This is a genomic window from Streptococcus sp. 20925_1_77 (assembly GCF_041432125.1).
GTDB lineage: Bacteria > Bacillota > Bacilli > Lactobacillales > Streptococcaceae > Streptococcus.
This window is the reverse complement of the sequence record NZ_JAPVZB010000010.1, coordinates 36,528-58,910: the sequence shown is the minus strand read 5'-3', so window position 1 is coordinate 58,910 and position 22,383 is coordinate 36,528. Positions and strand designations below refer to the sequence as shown.

Below are 22,383 nucleotides of genomic sequence, written 5' to 3'. Positions count from 1 at the left end.
TTATGACAGTATACAATATCAACCTTGGAATCGGTTGGGCTAGCAGTGGTGTTGAGTATGCCCAGGCCTACCGTGCCCAGTTGTTACGCAATATCCATCAACCAGCCAAGTTTGTCTTTATGGATATGATCCTAGCCGATAACATCCAGCATTTAACAGAAAATATCGGTTTTAAAAATGATGAAATTATCTGGCTCTATAGCCATTTTACAGATATAAAAATTGCACCAACAACCTATACCATTGATCAGGTCTTAGCAGGATTTGCCGGAAAACCGACTCGAGAAGAAGTCGATGGTAAGATCAAGCGCTTCTTTTATGAGGACCAGGACAACTTTTTGACCTGCTACCTGCGCGAAGAAAACAGTCCCTATGTCGAACGCTGCGAGTACGTGTCTAGAGGGATTTTAGTGAGAAAGGATTACTTCTCCTATACCCGCTATTGTACCGAGTACTTCATTCCCAAGAACAACCAAGCTAACTTGATTGAGCGCCGCTTTTACAATGAAGACGGGACAGTTGCCTACAGCATGCAGATGGCGGATGGTCGCGAAATTTATCGTTTCCCAGATCGCTACCTGGTTGGTCGCCAAGAATTGATCCGCTACTTCATGCAGACCCTTCAATTGACCAAACAAGATCTGGTGATTTTGGATCGGGAAACCAATATTGGTCAGCCTATCTTTGAAGAAGCGCAAAAAGCCCGCCTGGGGGTGGTCGTTCATGCCGAGCACTTCAGCGCCAATAATGTCGATGATCAGTATATCCTGTGGAATAACTACTACGAGTACCAATTTACCAATGCAGACAAGGTGGACTTCTTTATTGTCGCGACTGACCGCCAAAAAGAAATCTTGGCCGAGCAGTTTGCCAAATACACCAACCATCAGCCGGCTATCTATACCATTCCAGTTGGAAGCCTTGCAAGCTTGTCACAAAACGAAAATCGCACCCCATTTTCTATGATTACTGCCTCTCGTTTGGCGACAGAAAAGCATATTGACTGGTTGGTGCGAGCAGTGGTGCGCGCCAAAAAAGAATTGCCAGAACTGTCTTTTGACATCTATGGAAAAGGTGGAGAAGAAGGCAAGTTGCGTTCTCTAATTGATGAATTGGGGGCAGCAGACTATATCCATCTCAAAGGGCATGCCAATCTAGAGGAAATTTACAAGAATTATGAGGTTTACCTGTCCGCGTCGACCAGTGAAGGCTTTGGGTTGACCTTGATGGAAGCGATTGGTTCTGGACTTCCAATTATCGGTTTTGACGTTCCTTATGGCAACCAGACCTTTGTCACAGAAGGTAAAAATGGCTATCTCATTCCACCATCAGCAGATCAAGTGGTCGACCAGATCGCTGCTGCCTTTGCGGAAAAAATGATCCAGCTATACAAAAAAGATGATCTAGCCAGCATGCGTCAAGCATCTTATGCGCGTGCAGAAGACTTTTTGACCAGCCGAGTAGAAGAAGCTTGGGCACAATTGATAGAAGAGGTGACACATGCTGAACGTATTTGATAGTTATTCTCGTGAAAGCCAAGACTTGCTCCACTCCATGAAAGAGTCTGGCTTTGACCACCCGACCGTTGTTTTGGAGCCAAATGGTTTCTTACCAGACGGTGTCGAATCTCCCTTTATCTATTTCTTAGGACAAGCAAAAGGGGAGAAGCGCGGACGCTACTTTAATGAAGTTCCAGTGCCTGATTTCTGGGAAGTTTCTGGGGATAACAGTTCGGGAAAAGTGACCTACTATGGTCAGGAAAAGGCTCGGATTGTGTACCATGCTGCTTCCTATAAACGCATCGTCGAGCGCTTAGAGTGGTTGGACGATAAGGGACAAGTGTTCATGATTGAGCGCTTCGACCAATACGGTCGTAAGATAGCCGTAACGACTTGTGGTGATCAAGGCCAGCATTTGGTGACCACTTATTTTGAAGGGGACATCGAGCGCTTGACAGAGAATCACCAAACAGGGGATTTGATCTTGACCTTGGACCATCAGCCGATGCGAATTTTCAAGAATCGCTTAGAATATTTTGTCTTTTATCTAGAGCATCGTGGCTTTGATTTGGATGGCTTGGTCTACAATACTCTTGCCACCTCCTTTAGCATTAGTCTTCAGTTGGGCAATAAAGGGATCAAAGGACGCGACGTCTTGGTTTGGCAAGAACCTCTTCACGACAGCCTTCCAGGCAATATGCAGTTGATTCTAAATAGCCCAGAGATCCGGACCAAGAAGATCTTGATTCCACAAAACGCGACCTACCACCGTGCTCTCCAGTTGACCTCGCAAGACCAGCATAGCTATTTTGGTCCCCTTGGCTACCTGTATGATTTCAAGGTGAAAGACGATATCCGTAAAGACGCTTTTGTCTTGACCAATTCGGATCAGATTGAAGCTTTGACCTACCTAGTAGAGAATTTGCCAAATGTGACCTTCCGTGTAGCAGCTTTAACAGAAATGTCTGCTAGTCTCTTATCTATGGTTCGCTATCCAAATGTGGTCTTGTATCAAAACATCAGCCAAGAGCGGATCAAAGAGCTGCTCAAGGTCTCTAGTATTTACCTGGATATCAACCACTATGCAGAGGTGCAAGGCATTGTTCGCAAGGCCTTTGAACACCAGCAAGTCATCCTTGCCTTTAGTCATACCCTGCATGACCGCCACTTCCTCGCACAAGCCAATATCTTTGACCAAGGAAAAGAAGCGGATATGGTGGCCCGTATCCAGGAAATCTACCAATCTGTGGATAGCTACAGAGAAGCAGTCGCGCAACAAATTGCCCAATCAAGTAGTGTCGAGCCAGCTGTTTTCACAGCTCGCTTGCAAGAAGGGATAGGTGGACAAGGTGAGTGATCGTAAGAAAGATTTATTTTACAAAGAAGTAGAAGGACGGATGGAGTCTCTCAAACGCCGTCCTTCCGAAAAAGAAAAGACGACGCGTTCCGAAAAGATCAATGTTACCTTTAATGTGATCATTGGTTTGGTGATTCTGCTGGGAGTTATTTTTACCCTCTTGAGAGTGTTAGGAGGATCCTAAGATGGGAATGGTATTTGCAATCTTCATCTCGATTTTATCCCTAGCTCTGGTGGTTCTCATTACCCTGCAACCTCGCCAGCAACAATCGCTCTCAACAGATGCAACCAGTAACTTAGGGAAGCCAAGCTATTGGCGCTCCCACCGCGGGCTCAAGCTAGCAACCCTTGCCGTTAGTATCGTCTTTCTCCTATCCTTGTTTCTTTATATGATGGTCGTACAGGCCTAGTGTCTAATAGAATGGAAAAAAGAAGTTGGTATTCTCCAACTTCTTTCAAATTGTAGATAGAGTCACCTTAGAAACTTTCCTTAGGTGAGTACGGACGTCAGCGAACTTCGAGGAAGTTCCATGACTTAGTTTTGGACCTAAGGTTCCAAAACTCCCGAGTGCTAGAAACAAGAATGTTTCTAGCACTTATCTCACGGCGGAAAGTTTCAATAGATGTCTAAGTGAGCCTAATAGTTGATATTTATTTAATTTTTTAAGTATCATTTAGGATGTACTATGTAAGAAACAGGTGGATTACATTCTAAAAGAAGTTGGTTTACCAACTTCTTTTTTGATGATGCTTCCTTCTCTTTTATGGTATACTGAAAGCGATAAAATGATTGGAGTTTCCGATGAAAAAGATTCCCTTAGTATTTTCAGGTTGTCTGTTAGGACTAGTTGGCGCTGGAAACCTTCTTGCAGACTCTCTACCCATTCTTGCCCATGCCTTTAGTCTGACAGGTTTGTTCTTTTGGTTTTTCTTTGTCGTTTATCATGCGATTCGCTGGCAAGAAACCAAGATAGAACTCCAACAGCCAGCTCTGTTATCTGGGATGGCGACCTTTCCCATGGCAGGGATGATTCTATCCACCTATCTTTTTCGCCTCTTTCCCGCCTTTGGAGGTCTATCTCAGTTGGTTTGGTGGTCAGCCTTTCTCTTGGATCTGGGCTTAATTCTCTATTTTACCAAGACCCATGTCCTAGCGCGACCAAGAGCCAATGCTACTCCTAGTTGGACCGTTCTCTATGTGGGCATTGCAGTAGCAGCTTTGACCTATCCTGTTGTAGGAATCAGAGAGATTGCTTATTTCGCTCTAGTGATCGGTTTTGGTTTGACCTTTCTTCTTTATCCCCTTATCTATCATGATTTGAAGCAGTCCCCCTTACCCAGTCATCTGTTGGGGCAAGAAGGCATCTATTGCGCTCCATTTTCCCTTCTTTTAGCAGCTCTGGTTCGTGTGGGTGGAGCAAGCCTTCCTACCTGGTTCTTACTGATCATGGTGGTGGCCTCGCAAGGTTTTTATTTCTTTGTTTTGACACGCCTACCGAGAATGATCAAAGAAGGTTTTCAACCTGCTTTTTCAGCCCTGACCTTTCCAACAGTCATTACAGCGACCTCTTTGAAAATGGCCCAAGGCTTGTTGCAACTGCCTTTCTTGACAGCTTTCGTATGGATGGAAACTCTTCTTTGTCTCTTGATTTTAGTCGCTGTTTTAGGAGGTTATGTAGCTTTTCTTAAAGAGTAAGGGTAGGCATCCTTATGATTGATTCCTGGACGCGATTATGGTAAGATGCACTATACGATTTGTCATATTCTATAAGAAAGGTCTCTATGAAATTTATCAAAGGAAAGCTCTCACTACTATATCCCCTCTTTCTACTCTTGTTTTACTTTTATGTTCGGCCACAATTCCGCCCTTTGGCCCAGTATGTCTCCAATAGTGTAGCAAGCGCCAATAGCTATTATTGGACCTTATTTGGCCTAGAAGGCCTCTATGCAGTCTTTACAGGATTTTTGGTCTACCATTTTTCTAAAAAAGCGCAGTTTAAGCTGGGAAAGGACCCTCTTCAAGCTTTGATAGAAGGCGTTTTTGCGGCCTGTTTGGTTTACTGGTTGGACTACTTCATCAGTGGTTTTGTTCAAGGACGGGCAGCTGTTTTGAGTCTCTTTCCTAGGGAAATAAGTTCCACAGGGGTGCTCATCCTAGTGATTGCAATGGTCGTCATCCGACCGGTGACAGAAGAGCTGATCTTTCGTGGAGCCTTGGTGAATGCCTACTTCAAAGGATGGAAACTCTATGCTGAGATTTGGCTTCCAGCCCTCATCTACAGTGGCCTACATTTTCTCCACACTCCCTTTTCGCTAGGAGCTTCTATCCTCTATCTCCTGCCGAGTTTGATTTTTGGGACTCTTTATTATCGGAGTAAGACGCTCCTTTCTCCAATTTTAGCTCATATCTTGCTCAATCTCTACTACACCTTGCCTTTACTTTTATCTGTATTCAAGTAGCAACCGATTTCCTAAGTGAGATTGGTTTTTTTTGAAAATATGGTATAATAGAATAAATTTAAAAGAGGGAGTTGAGGTTTGAAAAAAAGCTACCGCGTCAAACGTGACAAAGATTTTAATGCTATTTTTAAAAGTGGTCAAAATGTTGCCAATCGGAAATTCGTTGTTTACCGCTTGCGCAAAGACCAACCGCATTTTCGAGTCGGCCTGTCTGTTAGTAAGAAACTGGGAAATGCTGTGACCAGAAATCGCATCAAACGTTTGATTCGCCATGTTTTGATCAAACACCAAGCCTTCCTTACGACCGATGATTTTGTTGTCATTGCTCGTAAAGGAGTGGAGGAGCTCGACTTCCATCAAGTTGAGAAAAATCTTGTACATGTCTTAAAATTAGCGCATGTCTACCAAGAAAGGGAATAATGTGAAAAAGAAACTGAAGTTAACTGGATTATTAGGAGCAGCCTTATTGGTCTTGACAGCTTGTGGGACCTCTCAAGTGACAGCTCAGTCGACAGGTGGTTGGGAACGTTTTGTCTACTTCTTTGCCGAAGCCATTCGCTTCTTGTCATTTGGCGGAAGTATCGGTGTGGGGATTATCGTCTTTACCATTGTCATCCGGACGGTCCTCTTGCCGCTTTTCCAATATCAAATGAATTCAACCCGCAAGATGCAGGAAATTCAACCCCTACTCAAGGAATTGCAAGCCAAGTATCCTGGAAAGGATCTAGATAGTCGGACCAAGCTTTCTGAAGAGATGCGGGCCCTTTACAAGGAAAAAGGCGTCAAAACATCTTCAGCCTTTCTTCCTCTCTTGATTCAGATGCCGGTTTTGATGGCCTTATTCCAAGCGCTGAGCCGTGTAGAATTCCTTAAAGTCGGTCACTTCCTTTGGTTGGACCTTGGCGCGATCGACCCGACTTACATCTTGCCGGTTCTTGCAGCTCTCTTCACATTTTTCAGTAGTTGGTTGACCAATAAAGCCATGCCAGAGCGCAATGGGAGTGCAACAACCATGATGTATGTGATGCCTGTGATGATCTTCTTCTTTGCCTTGTTCTCAGCCAGCGGGGTCGCACTCTACTGGGTGACTTCCAATGCTTACCAAGTCGGACAGACCTATCTCTTGAACAACCCCTTCAAGATTATCGCAGAGCGTGAAGCAAAAGAGCAAGCTTCGCGAGACATGGAAAAACAAAAACGCCGTGCCCTAAACAAAGCACAGAAAAAGAAAAAATAAGAAAGAGGTGGACATATGGTCCTATATACTGGAGCAACTGTTGAAGAAGCCATTCAAAAAGGCCTGAACGATTTAGATATTCCCCGTATGAAGGCACACATTACAGTTGTAGCGCGTGAGAAGAAAGGTTTTCTTGGCTTGTTTGGGAAAAAACCAGCCCAGGTTGAGATTGAGCCGATTGCAGAAACAACGGTTGTGAAAGCCAATCAAAAAGCCGTCAAAGGTGTCCCAGATGAAATCAATGCGCAAAACGAGCCGGTTAAGACAGTGAGCGAAGCAACGGTCGATCTCGGACGCGTCGTTGCAGCGATCAAAAAGGTCGAAGAAGAAGGAGAAGTTGTCTCTGAAGAAATCAAGACAGAAATCCTCAAACATGACAAAGAAGCAGATACCGTTCTTGAAGAAAAAGGGCATGAACATATCCTTGAGAAGGTTAAAGAACCAGTAGCAAAAGAATCAAATGAGTCTGATTTCTCAAACCTTGGTATCGAAGTAGAGGAAAACTACAATATCGAAGAAGTCGTCACAGATGTGACAGCCTATGTTCAAACAGTAATCGATGAAATGGATGTGGATGCGACCATCTCAAGTAGTCACAACCGCCGTACGGTCAATATGCAAATTGATACCAATGAGCCAGGACGTGTCATCGGCTACCATGGAAAAGTCTTGAAGGCTCTTCAACTCTTGGCACAAAACTATCTTTATAACCGCTACTCAAAGAATTTTTACATTACCATTAATGTGAATGACTATGTAGAACACCGGGCGGAAGTTCTTCAAAGCTATGCTCAGAAGTTGGCAACGCGTGCCCTTGAAGACGGGCAAGCCCAACAGACAGATCCAATGTCAAATAGTGAACGGAAAATCATTCACCGTATCGTCTCTAAGATGGAAGGGGTCACTAGCTACTCTGAAGGCGAAGAACCAAATCGTTACGTGGTGGTAGACATCGAAGGATAATCTAGCGATTATTTCTCATGAGGGAGAGATGGGATTGAGCCTCTCTCTCTTTTTGTTGGGAGTAGAAAGGAAACAGATGACATTTGCAGCGATTCGAGAGTTTTTAAAGCTTCAAGGAATCAAATACCAGTCACCAGCGAAGGCAGGAGTGTTAGCCCAAGAGATGGAACAGTACCGCGCAATGGGGCAGGCAGCTCGTAAGGAATTTACGGATTTGGTCTCAGCCTTTCAGCAGCGTCACCCCTATTTGGAGCAAGATCGGACCAGCCAGTGGATGAACCAGGCTCAAGTCTTGCGTCCTCATTTTTGGGCCTATCTAAAAGGAGAAGGAACGATGGCAGAGCCCATGTTTGCCTTGAGACTCTATGGAGACGCAGCTGATTTTGGAGTTTCCTTAGAGGTGAGCTTTATCGAGCGAAAAAAAGATGATCAGAGCCTTCCAAAGCAACACAAGGTTCTCACACTTCCCATCTCTCAACCAGTCTATTACCTTGCTCAGGAAAATGGTGAGAGTCGAAGGGTAGAAGGAACAGAAAAGAATCGCCATGATCTGTTACAAGCAGTAGCAGAAGGAGCGGTTCGTAAGGTCCTCGTCAAATACGATGTTTCTTTAGTTGAGGAAGGTTCTCTTGAAGCTATCTTGGATCAGTTGCAAGAGGCGCTGGTGGCTCTGAAACCCTATTACTTGGCAACCCGTCAGGTGTAGAAAGGTTTTCTCCGACCTGTATTTGCAACAATTTTGCCATAGCTATTGACAAATAGAACTGAATCCGATAGAATAGTAAAGTATGTTTAGTAACTGATCACAACTAGCCGGCTAAACGAATACAAAATCTATGAGGAGGTATTCATCGTGAAACGTACTTATCAACCAAGTAAACTTCGTCGTGCGCGCAAACATGGTTTCCGTCACCGTATGGCAACTAAAAATGGTCGTCGCGTATTGGCAGCTCGTCGTCGTAAAGGACGCAAAGTTTTGGCTGCCTAATTCAGATAAAAACCTAAAAACCAGTAGAAACTCGAGACTACTGGTTTTTGTTTTGTCCGAAAGTGAATTTAGAGGCGCTTTCTGCTATAATAGAAAGAAGAAAAACTCGGAAGAAAAGGAAGATCATGCAGATTTTTGATACCCACACCCATCTCAATGTGGAAGAATTCGCAGGAAAAGAACAAGAAGAGCTCGACTTGGCCAAGGAATTGGGGGTTGTAGCCCACAATATCGTTGGTTTTGACAAACCGACGATTGAGCGTGCCATAGAGTTGGTAGACCAGCATCCAGAACTCTATCTCACGCTTGGTTGGCACCCCACTGAGGCAGGAGATTATAGTCCTGAAGTGGAGGCCTATTTACTTGAACAGCTAAAACATCCTAAAGTTGTCGCACTCGGAGAAATCGGTCTGGATTACCACTGGATGACAGCACCAAAAGATGTCCAAGAAAAGGTTTTTCGGCGTCAGATTCAATTGTCTAAGGACTTGGACCTCCCCTTTGTGGTGCATACACGCGATGCTTTAGAAGATACTTATGCCATCATCAAGAGTGAAGGAGTCGGTCCTCGCGGTGGGATCATGCATTCTTTCTCAGGAAGTTTAGAAGAAGCGAAACGCTTCATGGATTTGGGAATGATGATTTCCTTTTCTGGAGTGGTGACCTTTAAGAAAGCCACAGATGTCCAAGAAGCGGCAGCTGGCCTTCCGTTAGACAAGATCTTGGTTGAAACAGATGCTCCTTACCTGGCACCAGTTCCCAAACGTGGTCGGGAAAATAAAACAGCCTACACTCGTTATGTGGTAGATTTTATTGCAGAACTACGTGGCTTAACAACAGAAGAAGTGGCTCAGGCAACCTATGACAATGCAAGAAAGGTATTTGGCCTTGACTGAGAAAAGAAAAATACCAGAAGTAATTGTCGTGGAGGGCAAGGACGACACAGCTAATCTCCGTCGTTTTTATGAGGTGGATACCTATGAAACGCGAGGCTCTGCGATCGATCAAGATGACTTGGAACGAATTGCTACCTTGCAAGAGTTGCGTGGGGTCATTGTCTTTACCGATCCAGACTATAATGGCGAGCGCATTCGCAAGATCATTATGCAAGAGGTGCCCCAAGCCAAACATGCCTTTTTAAATCGTGGTGAAGCAGTCCCCAAATCCAAGACCAAGGGGCGTTCTCTTGGAGTGGAGCATGCGAACTTTGAAGATTTAGAAAAAGCCCTAGCTGGACTGGTCGGGTCTTACGAAGATGAAAATTTCTTTGATATCACAAAGACCGACTTGATGCGTCTTGGACTGTTGATGGGAAGCGATAGTCGCAAACGACGGGAATATCTAGGCGAGGCCTTGCGCATCGGCTACTGCAATGGCAAGCAATTGATCAAACGCTTGGAATTGTTTGGAATCAGCTTGGCTGAGGTTGAGGATGCTATGAAAAGTTATGAGAATAACTAAGAGAACCTCAAATGTAAGTAGAAGGTGTTACAATAGTAGTAAATAAAGTTATTTCTAGGAGATTCATCTTAAAAAAATCAAATAGAAATGTGTAAAAGAATAACAATATGAAAATAATCGTTGATAGAGAATCTGTCTGTATGGGGGACGATGTTTTTCCTCATGAAGTGGAATTTGAAGTCTCTGAAGACATGACGGTGAAAGAATTTTTTGATTTTCTAGAAAAGGAACGTTATTTACCATCTATTCAAGGCAACAATGTCGCCTGGGAACTTCGAAATCGAAATGGGGAACAAGGTGTTTATTTTACTAAAACACGAGAGATCATCCATCCGGAAGCAGTATTAAAAGAGATGTTGGAAGGAATTGCTGAGACTCCCTTGTTTGTTTTACTCTATCATTCTACCCCGGAAGCATACTATATTAGAAAAGAGAAGAGAAGAGATGAGAATTGCAGATTATAGCGTGACCAAAGCAGTGCTGGAGCGTCACGGTTTTACCTTTAAAAAATCCTTCGGACAAAACTTTCTGACCGATACCAACATCCTTCAAAAAATTGTGGATACGGCAGAGATTGATAAGCAAGTCAATGTCATCGAAATCGGTCCCGGAATCGGTGCTTTGACAGAGTTTCTAGCAGAAAATGCGTCAGAAGTCATGGCCTTTGAGATTGATGACCGCTTAGTTCCCATCTTAGCGGATACCTTGCGGGATTTTGACAATGTAACAGTCTTCAACCAAGACATCCTCAAGGTAGACCTCAACCAGTATATCGCGGAATTTAAAAATCCAGAGCTTCCGATTAAGGTAGTGGCTAACCTTCCTTATTACATCACGACTCCCATCCTCATGCACTTGATCGAGTCTAAAATTCCTTTCCAAGAATTTGTGGTTATGATGCAAAAAGAGGTGGCAGACCGCATCTCAGCCGAACCTAATACCAAGGCTTACGGGTCTTTATCCATTGCAGTCCAATACTATATGACGGCTAAGGTGGCCTTTATCGTGCCCCGCACCGTCTTTGTGCCAGCGCCAAATGTCGACTCGGCCATCCTCAAGATGGTGCGTCGCGAAGAACCGGCAGTGGCCGTCAAGGATGAAGATTTCTTCTTCTCTGTCAGCAAGGCTAGCTTTGTCCACCGCCGCAAAACGCTTTGGAACAACTTGAGCAGTCGCTTTGGCAAGACCGAAGAAATCAAAGCCAAACTGGAAGCAGGAATCCAAGCTGCAGGCCTGCAACCATCTGTGCGAGGAGAAGCTCTTAGTTTAGAAGACTTCGCCCGCTTAGCAGATGGCCTTCTAGAAGCAGGAATAAAATAACAGAAAAGCCATAGGTTATAACCTATGGCTTATTTGCATCGTAAGGAAAGGACGGGATTTGAACCCGCGCGTGAAGAAAATCCACTTGCCGGATTTCGAGTCCGGTGCCGTACCAAGCTGGGCCACCTTTCCAAGATGCGGAGAAAGGGATTTGAACCCTCACGCCCGAAGGGGCACATGCGCCTGAAGCATGCGTGTCTGCCGTTCCACCACCTCCGCATAGTTCTATTATACACTTTTTAGGAAAATTGCCAAGGAAAAAAAGGAAACACGTCAAAGTCCCTAACATGAAAACCATAGACAGTATGAGACTACAACCTGTTACAGGAAGTGCTTGCAGATTTTCTTATCAAGCAATCCAGCCTTATTTCTCATTTTTTGGTATAATAGATAGTATTAATCTCAAAGGAGTGCGATTTGCAAGGAACCATCGTCAAGGCCTTGGCTGGCTTCTACTATGTGGAGTCAGACGGCCATATTTACCAGACACGGGCTCGTGGAAATTTTAGAAAAAAAGGACAGACTCCTTATGTGGGGGATCAGGTAGAGTTCTCTGCTGAAGAGAATTCGGAAGGCTACATTTTGAGTATTGCCCCTCGAAAAAATAGCCTCGTGCGCCCTCCGATTGTCAATATTGATCAGGCAGTAGTCATCATGTCGGCTAAGGAGCCGGATTTTAATGCTAATCTCTTGGACCGTTTTCTGGTTCTTCTAGAACACAAGGGGATTCATCCTATTGTGTATATTTCCAAATTGGACTTGCTAGAAGATATGGAAGACATCCACTACTACCAAGGAATCTATCAGGCCATTGGCTATGATTTTGTCTTGTCGATTGAGGAACTTTTGCCCCTTTTAACTCATAAAACCACCGTCTTTATGGGACAGACCGGTGTCGGAAAATCGACCTTGCTCAATAAAATCGCTCCGGACCTGGAGCTTGAAACGGGTGAGATTTCAGATAGTCTGGGGCGTGGTCGACACACGACCCGAGCTGTCAGCTTTTACCATTTAAATGGAGGAAAGATTGCGGATACACCAGGTTTTTCATCCCTTGATTATGAAGTGACAACCAGTGAAGATTTAAATCAAGCCTTTCCAGAAATCGCAGACGTGAGCCACTCTTGTAAGTTTCGTACCTGTACCCACACGCATGAGCCTACTTGTGCGGTAAAACCAGCCGTTGAAACAGAGGAAATTGCGACTTTCCGATATGAGGATTACCTGCAATTTCTAAGTGAGATTGAAAATCGTCGCGAAACCTATAAAAAAGTTTCGAAAAAAATGCCAAAATAGGAGACATTAGAAGAATGAAAACAATGAAACTAGCACCCTCAATTTTGAGTGCAGATTATGCCAATTTTGAAAGTGAGTTGAAACGCTTAGAAGCAGCTGGAGCTGACTATGCTCATATCGATGTCATGGATGGTCATTTTGTGCCAAATATCAGCTTTGGGGCTGGAGTCGTAGAGAGTATGCGTCCGCATAGCAAGTTGGTCTTTGATTGCCACTTGATGGTGACTAATCCCGAACACCACATTGAAGAATTTGCCCGTGCAGGTGCGGATATCATCAGCATTCATGTGGAAGCGACTCCTCATATCCATGGAGCTCTTCAAAAAATTCGTCAAGCCGGTGTGAAAGCTAGTGTTGTGATTAATCCAGGAACTCCTGTAGACAGTATCAAACACGTCTTGAACTTGGTGGATCAAGTCTTAGTCATGACCGTTAATCCAGGATTCGGTGGCCAAGCCTTCTTGCCTGAAACCATGGACAAAGTGCGCGAATTAGCCGCTCTTCGTGAAGAAAAAGGTTTAGACTTTGATATCGAAGTGGATGGCGGAATTGATGGCCAAAGTATTTCCCAAGCAAAAGAAGCGGGGGCCAATGTCTTTGTAGCAGGCTCTTATGTCTTTAATGGAGATGTCAATGAGCGCGTTCAAACGCTCCGAGATGCCATCAATGGTTAATATAGGAGTATTAGCAGGTGGAGATTCTTCTCTACTACCAAAAGATCAAGAGCTTTACGTAGGTGTCGATGGAGGCTGTTTGAAGTTGCTGGAACAAGGCTTGCCTTTAGATATGGCTGTGGGGGATTTTGATTCCATTTCTGAAACTGATTTGAGCAAGATCCGCACCCAAGCCAAGCAAGTGGTTCAGTCCGTCCCTGAAAAGAACGATACGGATTTGGAATTGGCCTTGAAAGCAGTCTTTGAAGCCTATCCAGATGCTGCAGTCACAGTTTACGGTGCCTTTGGTGGTCGCTTGGATCACTTCTTGTCTAATATCTTTTTGCCGACCGATCCAGACCTAGCTCCCTATATGGAGCAGATCCAATTAGTCGATGGTCAAAATCGTCTGATTTACAGACCAGTTGGCTGCCATGAGATTCAGCCAGATCCTACTAAGCCCTATGTTGGTTTTATGCCTGTCGGACAAGGTCGCGTAGAGATCACAGGGGCCAAGTATCCGCTCCATCCGGAGAATTATTTTTTGAAGGCCATGTATGGCTCCAATGAATTTTTAGATCAACCGATTCAAGTGAGTCTCGACCGTGGCTATCTTGTCATTGTTTATAGTAAAGACAGAGGTTAATATGAATATCATTCTGCTTCTGATTGGCCTGCTTAATCTGGGCCTCCTCATCTATCTCTTGCAACGGTCAGATGACACAAGACCGGCTTTACGAGAGATGCTGGAAGACCACGAGGATCATTTGACAGACCAGTTGGACTATCGTTTTGAAAAAGAAAGACAAGCAAGCCAGATTGCCAATCAACAGTTAGAAATCGCGCTGACAGATCGCTTGACTGAGATGCGAGTGGAGATCCACCAACAGACGACAGCTCTACGCGCTGAGATAAATGAGCACTTCACCAAAAATCGGGATAAAACAGATGAGCGCATGCGCCAGATTCAAGAGTCCAATGAAGTGCGGCTAGAACAGATGCGTCAAACGGTAGAAGAAAAGTTGGAGAAAACCTTGCAACACCGCTTGCAGACTTCCTTTGAGACTGTTTCGAAACAGTTGGAATCGGTCAATAAAGGGCTGGGAGAAATGCAGACGGTGGCGAGAGATGTTGGAACTCTCAATAAAGTTCTTTCCAACACTAAGACCCGTGGGATTATGGGCGAATTGCAGCTGGGACAAATCATTGAAGATATTTTGACGCCAGCCCAGTATGAGCGAGAATTTATCACTGTTCCCCAGTCCAGTGAGCGCGTGGAGTACGCTATCAAGCTTCCGGGACAAGGAGAGGAACCAGTCTATTTGCCAATTGACTCTAAGTTCCCTCTGGAAGACTACTATCGTTTGGAAGAAGCTTATGAATCAGGAGAGAAAGAGGAGATCGAGCGTTACCGAAAGGCCCTTCTTGCTAGTATCAAGCGTTTTGCCAAAGAAATCCAACAAAAATACCTCTTTCCACCAGCGACAACTAATTTCGGAATTCTCTTTTTGCCAACTGAAGGCCTCTATTCCGAAGTGGTTCGCAATCCAGAGTTCTTCGATCGCTTGCGTCGGGAAGAACAAATTTTAGTAGCTGGTCCAAGCACGCTATCTGCCCTTTTGAACTCCTTGTCTGTCGGCTTTAAAACGCTCAATATTCAAAAAAGTGCAGACGATATCAGTAAAGTGTTAGGATCGGTTAAATCAGAATTTCATAAGTTTGGAGGGATTCTCGCCAAGACCCAGCGTCATTTAAAGAATGCTTCCAATAATATTGATGATTTGCTAACCAGACGGACCAGTGCCATCGAGCGGACGCTCCGCCAAATCGAAAGCGATGAAGACCTGCTGGGACTAGATGTATATATAGAAGATGGAGAAGATGATGGTCAAAATTAACCAAATGAAAAAAGATGAATTGTTCGAAGGATTCTATTTGATCAAGTCAGCAGAAGTGCGTCAAACGCGGGCTGGGAAGAACTATCTAGCCTTTGTGTTTCAGGATGAGACCGGCACGATCGAAGGCAAATTATGGGACGCTCAACCCCACAATGTAGAGAGCTTTATAGCTGGGCGCGTGGTCCATATGTCAGGACGTCGGGAGGTTTACAATAATACTCCGCAAGTCAATCAGCTGAACATGCGCTTGCCACAAGCAGGTGAGCCTAACAATCCAGCAGACTTCAAAGAAAAACCACCAGTAGATCCCAAGGAATTGCATGAATACCTATCAAACATGATTTTCAAAATTGAAAATCCAGTCTGGCAACGGATTGTCCGTGCCCTCTATGGAAAATATGAGAAAGAGTTTTATAGCTATCCAGCTGCTAAGACCAACCACCATGCCTTTGAAGCAGGCCTTGCTTATCATACGGCGACCATGGTCCGCTTGGCAGATAGTATCGGTGATATCTATCCTCAGTTGAATAAGAGTTTGCTCTTTGCAGGGATTATGTTACACGATTTGGCCAAAGTGATCGAGTTGACGGGACCTGAAAATACGGAGTACACTGTTCGGGGCAACCTCATCGGCCACATTGCACTGATTGATGAAGAAATCACCAAGGTCTTGCAAGACTTAAAGATTGATGACCAAAAAGAAGAAGTGATCGTCCTTCGCCATGTGATCTTGAGTCACCATGGCTTGCTCGAATATGGAAGCCCAGTTCGCCCCAAGATCATGGAAGCAGAGATTATTCATATGATCGACAATTTGGATGCAGAGATGATGATGATGACGACAGCTCTTGGCTTAATTGGGCCTGGCGAGATGACCAATAAAATCTTTGCTATGGAAAACCGATCTTTCTATAAACCGAATATCGATCAGTAAAAACAGAGATAAATACGGAAACTATTCCAAAAAAAAGAAAAAAATTAGGGAAAAACGGCCTTCTGTAAATCAGAATGTTCGTTTTTTTCGCTTCTTATGGTATAATGATAGAAAAAACTACATGGTGAGAAAATGAAATTAAGAAGAAGTGAACGGATGGTCGTGATTTCTAATTACTTGATCAACCATCCCTATGAATTGACTAGCCTCAATACTTTTGCGGAAAAGTATGAGTCAGCGAAGTCTTCCATCTCAGAAGATATCGTGATTATCAAGCGGGCTTTTGAAGAGATGGAAATTGGAAATATTGAGACCATCACAGGAGCTGGAGGAGGCGTGATCTTTACGCCGTCTATCTCAGATCAAGAATCCAAAGAAATCGTTGAGGATCTTTGCAAGCAACTGTCTGAAAGTGATCGTATCCTTCCTGGTGGCTACATATACTTGTCTGATCTTTTGAGCAATCCTAAGATTTTGAATCGGATCGGACGCATCATTGCCAAAGCCTTCCGGGACAGGAAGATTGATGCTGTCATGACCGTAGCGACCAAGGGAGTTCCTCTAGCTAATGCAGTAGCGAATGTCTTGAATGTTCCATTCGTCATTGTCCGTCGTGATTTGAAAATCACTGAAGGATCAACCGTTAGTGTCAACTATGTTTCAGGCTCAAGTGGGGATCGCATTGAGAAAATGTTCCTTTCAAAACGGAGCCTAAAAGCAGGAAGCCGGGTCTTGATTGTCGATGACTTCCTTAAAGGTGGCGGAACGATTAACGGGATGGTCAGTCTCTTGGCTGAATTCGATTCAGAATTGGCAGGAGTAGCTGTCTTTGCAGATAATGCTGTAACCGACCGTGAGTTCTTTGAACACAAATCCTTATTGCGTGTGACCAACATCGATGTGAAAGAAAATAAATTGAGTGTCGAAGTTGGGAATATCTTTGATTAAGAGCAATTAAGGAGGATCAGAAAGTGAAAAGAATTTTAGATCGATTTGATAATAGTCCTTTGTGGATTCGTTTGGTGACAGTTCTGTCTCTATCCTTTATTTTGGTAGCTGGCTTGTATACCGTTAAAAAGAATACGGCTGCCCAGGTAACGACAGAAATTCAACCTGCTAAAAAAACAGGTTCCCTTCCAGTGAAAAAGGAAACAAAGGAAGAAAAAGAAAAGAAGGAAGAAAAGAAAAATACAGAAGCTGCTGAAAAAGCAGTCGTTCAAATGGAAACGACTCCGAGTCAAGATTCTGTGAACGCTGCCCAAGCTGCTGTGAAGAAAGTAAAAGATGCAACTCAAAAGGAATCGCTTGAAGCTCGTATTCAATACATTGCTAACTATTATGGACTGGCCTATGAGAGTGATACTGCGACAACGCAGCAGACTCAAACAGACGCTAATGCCAACGCAAACGCTAATGCCAATGCTGGAGTAGCTGGAGCTAATGCGACAGTTCAATCACAACAGCAACAACAGTATGCTCCGGCTGCAGATGCAGGGGCAGAAGAACCTGCTCAAGCTGGTCAATAATGAACTTTTTCGACTTCTTTAAAAAATAAAAAAACATCTTGCAATCAAAGTGCCGTCATGTTATAATAATAGACGGTACTTTTTACTTTTGGTCTCTCAAGAGTGTACAGGGACGTGCTGACAAATGTTGCAAAAGTACACACAGATGGTAGCTGTCACCAAGTGTATCATCACCAAAAATAAAAAAATTCACAGGAGAATGTAGATGCCTACAATTAACCAATTGGTTCGCAAACCGCGTAAATCAAAAGTAGAAAAATCTAAATCACCAGCTTTGAACGTTGGTTACAACAGTCATAAAAAAGTTCAAACAAACGTTTCTTCACCACAAAAACGTGGTGTTGCAACTCGTGTTGGAACAATGACACCTAAGAAACCTAACTCAGCCCTTCGTAAATTCGCTCGTGTACGTTTGAGCAACTTGATCGAAGTTACTGCTTATATCCCAGGTATCGGACACAACTTGCAAGAACACAGCGTGGTTCTTCTTCGTGGTGGACGTGTAAAAGACCTTCCAGGGGTACGTTACCATATCGTCCGTGGAGCACTTGATACTGCAGGTGTAAACGATCGTAAACAAGGCCGTTCTAAATACGGTACTAAAAAACCAAAAGCATAAGGAAAGGGGATAAAGAGAAATGAGTCGTAAAAACCGTGCGCCTAAACGCGATGTATTGCCAGATCCGCTTTACAATTCACAATTAGTTACTCGTCTTATCAACCGCGTTATGCTTGATGGTAAACGTGGTACAGCTGCTTCAATCGTTTACGGAGCTTTCGAACAAATTAAAGAAGCTACTGGAAATGATGCTCTTGAAGTATTTGAAACAGCTATGGAAAACATCATGCCTGTACTTGAAGTACGTGCTCGCCGTGTCGGTGGTTCTAACTACCAAGTCCCAGTTGAAGTTCGTCCAGAACGTCGTACAACCCTTGGACTTCGTTGGTTGGTAACAATCGCTCGTCAACGTGGTGAACACACAATGGTTGATCGTCTTGCAAAAGAAATCTTGGATGCAGCGAACAACACTGGTGCAGCTGTTAAGAAACGTGAAGATACTCACCGTATGGCTGAAGCTAACCGTGCATTCGCACACTTCCGTTGGTAAGATCATGATGCTAGGAACGGCAAGGATGCAAAGTGAAAATAGGAAACTGACGCAGTATTCGATGAATACAAGGAAGTTTCTCTTTTTCACACAGCATCCCGTTCCGGCTCAGATCGGCTAACTTGAGCTTTTAGCCCGAGTTCAACCCAGCAATGAGTTGAAACCAACAAATCATGAAAACAATGAGAACGGGTAGGTCCTGCCTATCCGTTTTTATTAAATCATGTTATAATAGAATATAGAAATAAAAAATATAGGAGAAACAAACCTCATGGCACGCGAATTTTCACTTGAAAAAACTCGTAATATCGGTATCATGGCTCACGTCGATGCTGGTAAAACAACTACAACTGAGCGTATCCTTTACTACACTGGTAAGATTCACAAAATCGGTGAAACTCACGAAGGTGCGTCACAAATGGACTGGATGGAGCAAGAGCAAGAACGTGGTATCACTATCACATCTGCCGCTACAACAGCTCAATGGAAAGACACTCGTGTAAACATCATCGACACACCAGGACACGTGGACTTCACTATCGAAGTTCAACGTTCACTCCGCGTTTTGGACGGTGCTGTAACCGTTCTTGACTCACAATCAGGTGTTGAACCTCAAACTGAAACAGTTTGGCGTCAAGCAACTGAATACGGAGTTCCACGTATCGTATTCGCAAACAAGATGGATAAAATCGGTGCTGACTTCCTTTACTCAGTAAGCACACTTCATGACCGTCTTCAAGCAAACGCTCACCCAATTCAATTGCCAATCGGTGCTGAAGATGACTTCCGCGGAATCATTGACTTGATCAAGATGAAAGCTGAAATCTATACGAACGACCTTGGTACAGATATCCTTGAAGAAGATATTCCAGCTGAATACCTTGAACAAGCTCAAGAATACCGTGAAAAATTGGTTGAAGCAGTTGCTGAAACTGATGAAGACTTGATGATGAAATACCTTGAAGGGGAAGAAATCACAAACGAAGAATTGAAAGCTGGTATCCGTAAAGCAACAATCAACGTTGAATTCTACCCAGTACTTTGTGGTTCTGCCTTCAAGAACAAAGGGGTTCAATTGATGTTGGATGCAGTCCTTGACTACCTTCCAAGCCCACTTGATATCCCTGCAATCAAGGGTGTAAACCCAGATACAGACGAAGAAGAAGAACGTCCAGCATCTGATGATGAGCCATTTGCAGCTCTTGCCTTCAAGATCATGACTGACCCATTCGTAGGTCGTTTGACATTCTTCCGTGTTTACTCAGGTGTCTTGAACTCAGGTTCATACGTATTGAACACTTCTAAAGGTAAACGTGAACGTATCGGACGTATCCTTCAAATGCACGCCAACACTCGTAAAGAAATTGAAACAGTTTACTCTGGTGATATCGCTGCTGCCGTTGGTTTGAAAGATACAACAACTGGTGACTCATTGACAGATGAAAAAGCAAAAATCATCCTTGAATCAATCGAAGTTCCAGAACCAGTTATCCAATTGATGGTTGAGCCTAAATCTAAAGCAGACCAAGACAAGATGGGTATCGCCCTTCAAAAATTGGCTGAAGAAGATCCAACATTCCGCGTTGAAACAAACCCTGAAACTGGTGAAACAGTTATCTCTGGTATGGGTGAGTTGCACTTGGATGTCCTTGTTGACCGTATGAAACGTGAATTCAAGGTTGAAGCTAACGTTGGTGCTCCTCAAGTATCTTACCGTGAAACATTCCGCGCTTCTACACAAGCACGTGGATTCTTCAAACGTCAATCTGGTGGTAAAGGTCAGTTTGGTGATGTTTGGATCGAATTTACTCCAAACGAAGAAGGTAAAGGATTCGAGTTCGAAAATGCGATTGTCGGTGGTGTGGTTCCACGTGAATTCATCCCTGCAGTAGAAAAAGGACTTCAAGAATCTATGGCGAACGGTGTTCTTGCTGGTTACCCAATGGTTGACGTAAAAGCTAAGCTTTACGATGGTTCATACCACGATGTCGACTCATCTGAAACTGCCTTCAAGATCGCTGCATCTCTTGCGCTTAAAGAAGCTGCTAAGACTGCACAACCAGCTATCCTTGAACCAATGATGCTTGTAACTATCACAGTTCCTGAAGAAAACCTTGGGGATGTTATGGGGCACGTAACTGCTCGTCGTGGACGTGTAGATGGTATGGAAGCACACGGTGCAAGCCAAATCGTTCGTGCTTATGTACCACTTGCTGAAATGTTCGGTTACGCTACTGTTCTTCGTTCTGCAACTCAAGGACGTGGTACTTTCATGATGGTATTTGACCACTACGAAGATGTACCAAAATCAGTACAAGAAGAAATCATTAAAAAAGCTAAAGGTGAAGCTTAATTTACCAAAGCTAGAAAACTCTTCCCGTTTAGGGAAGGGTTTTTGTTTGTCTGGGAAGGCTAGAGGTTAAATGGTAGTAGAGAAAACGTCATTTCCATGGATCAAGACTTTGTGAAAAACTTTAATAAAAAAGGTCTCGAACTAGGATAAATCTTGCTTTTCGTTGGGAAATAGTTGCTTTTTAATGCAATAAAGTATATAATAGAGACTGTTAAAAGATGTTTGGCGCTGTGTCAAGTTACTCTTTTCACAAAAAAATTTTTTGATTTTCATAAGGAGGAAATCACGAATGGTAGTTAAAGTTGGTATTAACGGTTTCGGTCGTATCGGTCGTCTTGCTTTCCGTCGTATCCAAAACGTAGAAGGTGTTGAAGTTACTCGCATCAACGACCTTACAGATCCAGTTATGCTTGCACACTTGTTGAAATACGATACAACTCAAGGTCGTTTCGACGGTACTGTGGAAGTTAAAGAAGGTGGATTCGAAGTTAACGGTAAATTCGTTAAAGTTTCTGCTGAACGCGATCCAGAACAAATCGACTGGGCTAACGACGGTGTAGAAATCGTTCTTGAAGCAACTGGTTTCTTTGCTACTAAAGCAGCTGCTGAAAAACACTTGCATGCTGGTGGTGCTAAGAAAGTTGTTATCACTGCTCCTGGTGGATCAGATGTTAAAACAGTCGTATTTAACACTAACCACGATATTCTTGATGGTACTGAAACAGTTATCTCAGGTGCTTCATGTACTACAAACTGCTTGGCTCCAATGGCTAAAGCTCTTCAAGATAACTTCGGTGTTGTTGAAGGATTGATGACTACTATCCACGCTTACACTGGTGACCAAATGATCCTTGACGGTCCACACCGTAAAGGTGACCTTCGTCGTGCACGCGCTGGTGCTGCTAACATCGTTCCAAACTCAACTGGTGCTGCTAAAGCAATCGGTTTGGTTATCCCTGAATTGAACGGTAAATTGGACGGAGCTGCACAACGCGTTCCTACTCCAACTGGATCAGTAACTGAATTGGTAGTTGTTCTTGAAAAGAACGTTACTGTTGATGAAGTAAATGCAGCTATGAAAGCTGTTGCTAACGAATCATACGGTTACACTGAAGATCCAATCGTTTCTTCAGACGTTGTAGGTATGTCTTACGGATCATTGTTTGACGCAACTCAAACTAAAGTTCTTGACGTTGACGGTAAACAATTGGTTAAAGTTGTTTCATGGTATGACAACGAAATGTCTTACACTGCACAACTTGTTCGTACTCTTGAATACTTCGCAAAAATTGCTAAATAATTCATGCGTATGATGAGAGGAGGGAAACC

The 22,383-nt window shown here is 43.7% G+C and carries 26 protein-coding genes and 2 tRNA genes; 26 read left to right on the top strand and 2 right to left on the bottom strand.

Annotation, left to right across the window (positions count from 1 at the left end):
- Positions 1 to 2 precede the first annotated feature (2 nt).
- The 15 genes from gtfA (at position 3) to rsmA (ending at position 11,285) form a co-directional block, all read left to right on the top strand.
- On the top strand, positions 3 to 1,517 hold the full coding sequence (gene gtfA / locus O3626_RS06710; RefSeq protein WP_371496001.1) for an accessory Sec system glycosyltransferase GtfA: 1,515 nt from the start codon (positions 3 to 5) through the stop codon (positions 1,515 to 1,517).
- Positions 1,501 to 2,856, top strand: coding sequence for an accessory Sec system glycosylation chaperone GtfB (gene gtfB / locus O3626_RS06705; RefSeq protein WP_371495998.1), 1,356 nt, complete (start codon positions 1,501 to 1,503; stop codon positions 2,854 to 2,856). The genes gtfA and gtfB overlap by 17 nt, the downstream gene beginning before the upstream one ends.
- Positions 2,849 to 3,040 (top strand): accessory secretory system protein Asp4, encoded by a 192-nt coding sequence (asp4, locus tag O3626_RS06700; RefSeq protein ID WP_080978547.1) that lies wholly within the window; start codon positions 2,849 to 2,851, stop codon positions 3,038 to 3,040. Before gtfB ends, asp4 begins: the two co-directional genes overlap by 8 nt.
- A 1-nt stretch (position 3,041) precedes the next feature.
- On the top strand, positions 3,042 to 3,266 hold the full coding sequence (locus O3626_RS06695; RefSeq protein ID WP_371495995.1) for an accessory secretory protein Asp5: 225 nt from the start codon (positions 3,042 to 3,044) through the stop codon (positions 3,264 to 3,266).
- Between the two features lie 392 nt (positions 3,267 to 3,658).
- Positions 3,659 to 4,552: a TDT family transporter gene (locus O3626_RS06690; RefSeq protein WP_371495992.1), complete on the top strand. Its 894-nt coding sequence runs from the start codon at positions 3,659 to 3,661 to the stop codon at positions 4,550 to 4,552.
- A gap of 86 nt (positions 4,553 to 4,638) precedes the next feature.
- Entirely contained in the window at positions 4,639 to 5,316 is a 678-nt protein-coding gene (locus O3626_RS06685; protein WP_371495990.1) for a lysostaphin resistance A-like protein, read from the top strand.
- A gap of 78 nt (positions 5,317 to 5,394) precedes the next feature.
- On the top strand, positions 5,395 to 5,736 hold the full coding sequence (gene rnpA, locus O3626_RS06680; RefSeq protein WP_003002960.1) for a ribonuclease P protein component: 342 nt from the start codon (positions 5,395 to 5,397) through the stop codon (positions 5,734 to 5,736).
- 1 nt (position 5,737) lies between these two features.
- Complete coding sequence (locus tag O3626_RS06675; protein ID WP_003015944.1) at positions 5,738 to 6,553, top strand: YidC/Oxa1 family membrane protein insertase; 816 nt, start codon at positions 5,738 to 5,740, stop codon at positions 6,551 to 6,553.
- A gap of 15 nt (positions 6,554 to 6,568) precedes the next feature.
- Entirely contained in the window at positions 6,569 to 7,516 is a 948-nt protein-coding gene (gene jag, locus O3626_RS06670; RefSeq protein ID WP_031573879.1) for an RNA-binding cell elongation regulator Jag/EloR, read from the top strand.
- A gap of 76 nt (positions 7,517 to 7,592) precedes the next feature.
- Positions 7,593 to 8,222: an HI_0552 family protein gene (locus O3626_RS06665; RefSeq protein ID WP_371495987.1), complete on the top strand. Its 630-nt coding sequence runs from the start codon at positions 7,593 to 7,595 to the stop codon at positions 8,220 to 8,222.
- 147 nt (positions 8,223 to 8,369) lie between these two features.
- Positions 8,370 to 8,504, top strand: a complete 135-nt coding sequence (rpmH, locus tag O3626_RS06660; protein WP_003003086.1) for a 50S ribosomal protein L34 — start codon at positions 8,370 to 8,372, stop codon at positions 8,502 to 8,504.
- 125 nt (positions 8,505 to 8,629) lie between these two features.
- A complete protein-coding gene (locus tag O3626_RS06655) occupies positions 8,630 to 9,400 on the top strand; it encodes a TatD family hydrolase (RefSeq protein ID WP_371495985.1) in 771 nt (256 codons plus the stop codon).
- Positions 9,372 to 9,965, top strand: coding sequence for a ribonuclease M5 (gene rnmV / locus O3626_RS06650; RefSeq protein WP_315377187.1), 594 nt, complete (start codon positions 9,372 to 9,374; stop codon positions 9,963 to 9,965). The genes O3626_RS06655 and rnmV overlap by 29 nt, the downstream gene beginning before the upstream one ends.
- Before the next feature lie 107 nt (positions 9,966 to 10,072).
- Positions 10,073 to 10,429 (top strand): hypothetical protein, encoded by a 357-nt coding sequence (locus O3626_RS06645; RefSeq protein WP_315377185.1) that lies wholly within the window; start codon positions 10,073 to 10,075, stop codon positions 10,427 to 10,429.
- Positions 10,410 to 11,285, top strand: a complete 876-nt coding sequence (gene rsmA / locus O3626_RS06640; RefSeq protein ID WP_371495982.1) for a 16S rRNA (adenine(1518)-N(6)/adenine(1519)-N(6))-dimethyltransferase RsmA — start codon at positions 10,410 to 10,412, stop codon at positions 11,283 to 11,285. Before O3626_RS06645 ends, rsmA begins: the two co-directional genes overlap by 20 nt.
- Before the next feature lie 43 nt (positions 11,286 to 11,328).
- On the opposite strand, the gene O3626_RS06635 is transcribed toward rsmA, so the two are convergent.
- Both O3626_RS06635 and O3626_RS06630 read right to left on the bottom strand, forming a co-directional pair.
- A tRNA-Ser gene (locus O3626_RS06635) sits at positions 11,329 to 11,417 on the bottom strand.
- Between the two features lie 4 nt (positions 11,418 to 11,421).
- Positions 11,422 to 11,504 (bottom strand) — tRNA-Leu (locus tag O3626_RS06630).
- Between the two features lie 198 nt (positions 11,505 to 11,702).
- Here O3626_RS06630 and rsgA point away from each other — a divergent pair.
- The 11 genes from rsgA (at position 11,703) to gap (ending at position 22,354) form a co-directional block, all read left to right on the top strand.
- Entirely contained in the window at positions 11,703 to 12,581 is an 879-nt protein-coding gene (rsgA, locus tag O3626_RS06625) for a ribosome small subunit-dependent GTPase A (RefSeq protein WP_315377182.1), read from the top strand.
- Between the two features lie 14 nt (positions 12,582 to 12,595).
- The gene (gene rpe, locus O3626_RS06620) at positions 12,596 to 13,255 is read left to right on the top strand and encodes a ribulose-phosphate 3-epimerase (protein ID WP_315377180.1); all 660 of its coding nucleotides are present in this window, start codon (positions 12,596 to 12,598) and stop codon (positions 13,253 to 13,255) included.
- On the top strand, positions 13,248 to 13,880 hold the full coding sequence (locus tag O3626_RS06615; RefSeq protein ID WP_371496014.1) for a thiamine diphosphokinase: 633 nt from the start codon (positions 13,248 to 13,250) through the stop codon (positions 13,878 to 13,880). Before rpe ends, O3626_RS06615 begins: the two co-directional genes overlap by 8 nt.
- Position 13,881: 1 nt before the next feature.
- Positions 13,882 to 15,132 (top strand): DNA recombination protein RmuC, encoded by a 1,251-nt coding sequence (locus O3626_RS06610; RefSeq protein WP_371495979.1) that lies wholly within the window; start codon positions 13,882 to 13,884, stop codon positions 15,130 to 15,132.
- Positions 15,119 to 16,066 (top strand): 3'-5' exoribonuclease YhaM family protein, encoded by a 948-nt coding sequence (locus tag O3626_RS06605; RefSeq protein WP_371495976.1) that lies wholly within the window; start codon positions 15,119 to 15,121, stop codon positions 16,064 to 16,066. The genes O3626_RS06610 and O3626_RS06605 overlap by 14 nt, the downstream gene beginning before the upstream one ends.
- A gap of 132 nt (positions 16,067 to 16,198) precedes the next feature.
- Complete coding sequence (purR, locus tag O3626_RS06600; protein WP_371495974.1) at positions 16,199 to 17,014, top strand: pur operon repressor; 816 nt, start codon at positions 16,199 to 16,201, stop codon at positions 17,012 to 17,014.
- Between the two features lie 23 nt (positions 17,015 to 17,037).
- Positions 17,038 to 17,592 carry a hypothetical protein gene (locus O3626_RS06595; protein ID WP_371495972.1) on the top strand — a complete coding sequence of 185 codons (555 nt, stop codon included), beginning with the start codon at positions 17,038 to 17,040 and terminating at the stop codon, positions 17,590 to 17,592.
- A 205-nt stretch (positions 17,593 to 17,797) separates the two neighbouring features.
- The gene (gene rpsL / locus O3626_RS06590; RefSeq protein ID WP_003003125.1) at positions 17,798 to 18,211 is read left to right on the top strand and encodes a 30S ribosomal protein S12; all 414 of its coding nucleotides are present in this window, start codon (positions 17,798 to 17,800) and stop codon (positions 18,209 to 18,211) included.
- A 19-nt stretch (positions 18,212 to 18,230) separates the two neighbouring features.
- Positions 18,231 to 18,701, top strand: coding sequence for a 30S ribosomal protein S7 (gene rpsG / locus O3626_RS06585; RefSeq protein ID WP_003003105.1), 471 nt, complete (start codon positions 18,231 to 18,233; stop codon positions 18,699 to 18,701).
- A 271-nt stretch (positions 18,702 to 18,972) separates the two neighbouring features.
- On the top strand, positions 18,973 to 21,054 hold the full coding sequence (gene fusA, locus O3626_RS06580; protein ID WP_371495970.1) for an elongation factor G: 2,082 nt from the start codon (positions 18,973 to 18,975) through the stop codon (positions 21,052 to 21,054).
- A gap of 289 nt (positions 21,055 to 21,343) precedes the next feature.
- A complete protein-coding gene (gene gap, locus O3626_RS06575; protein ID WP_006154814.1) occupies positions 21,344 to 22,354 on the top strand; it encodes a type I glyceraldehyde-3-phosphate dehydrogenase in 1,011 nt (336 codons plus the stop codon).
- The last annotated feature ends 29 nt before the right edge of the window (positions 22,355 to 22,383 follow it).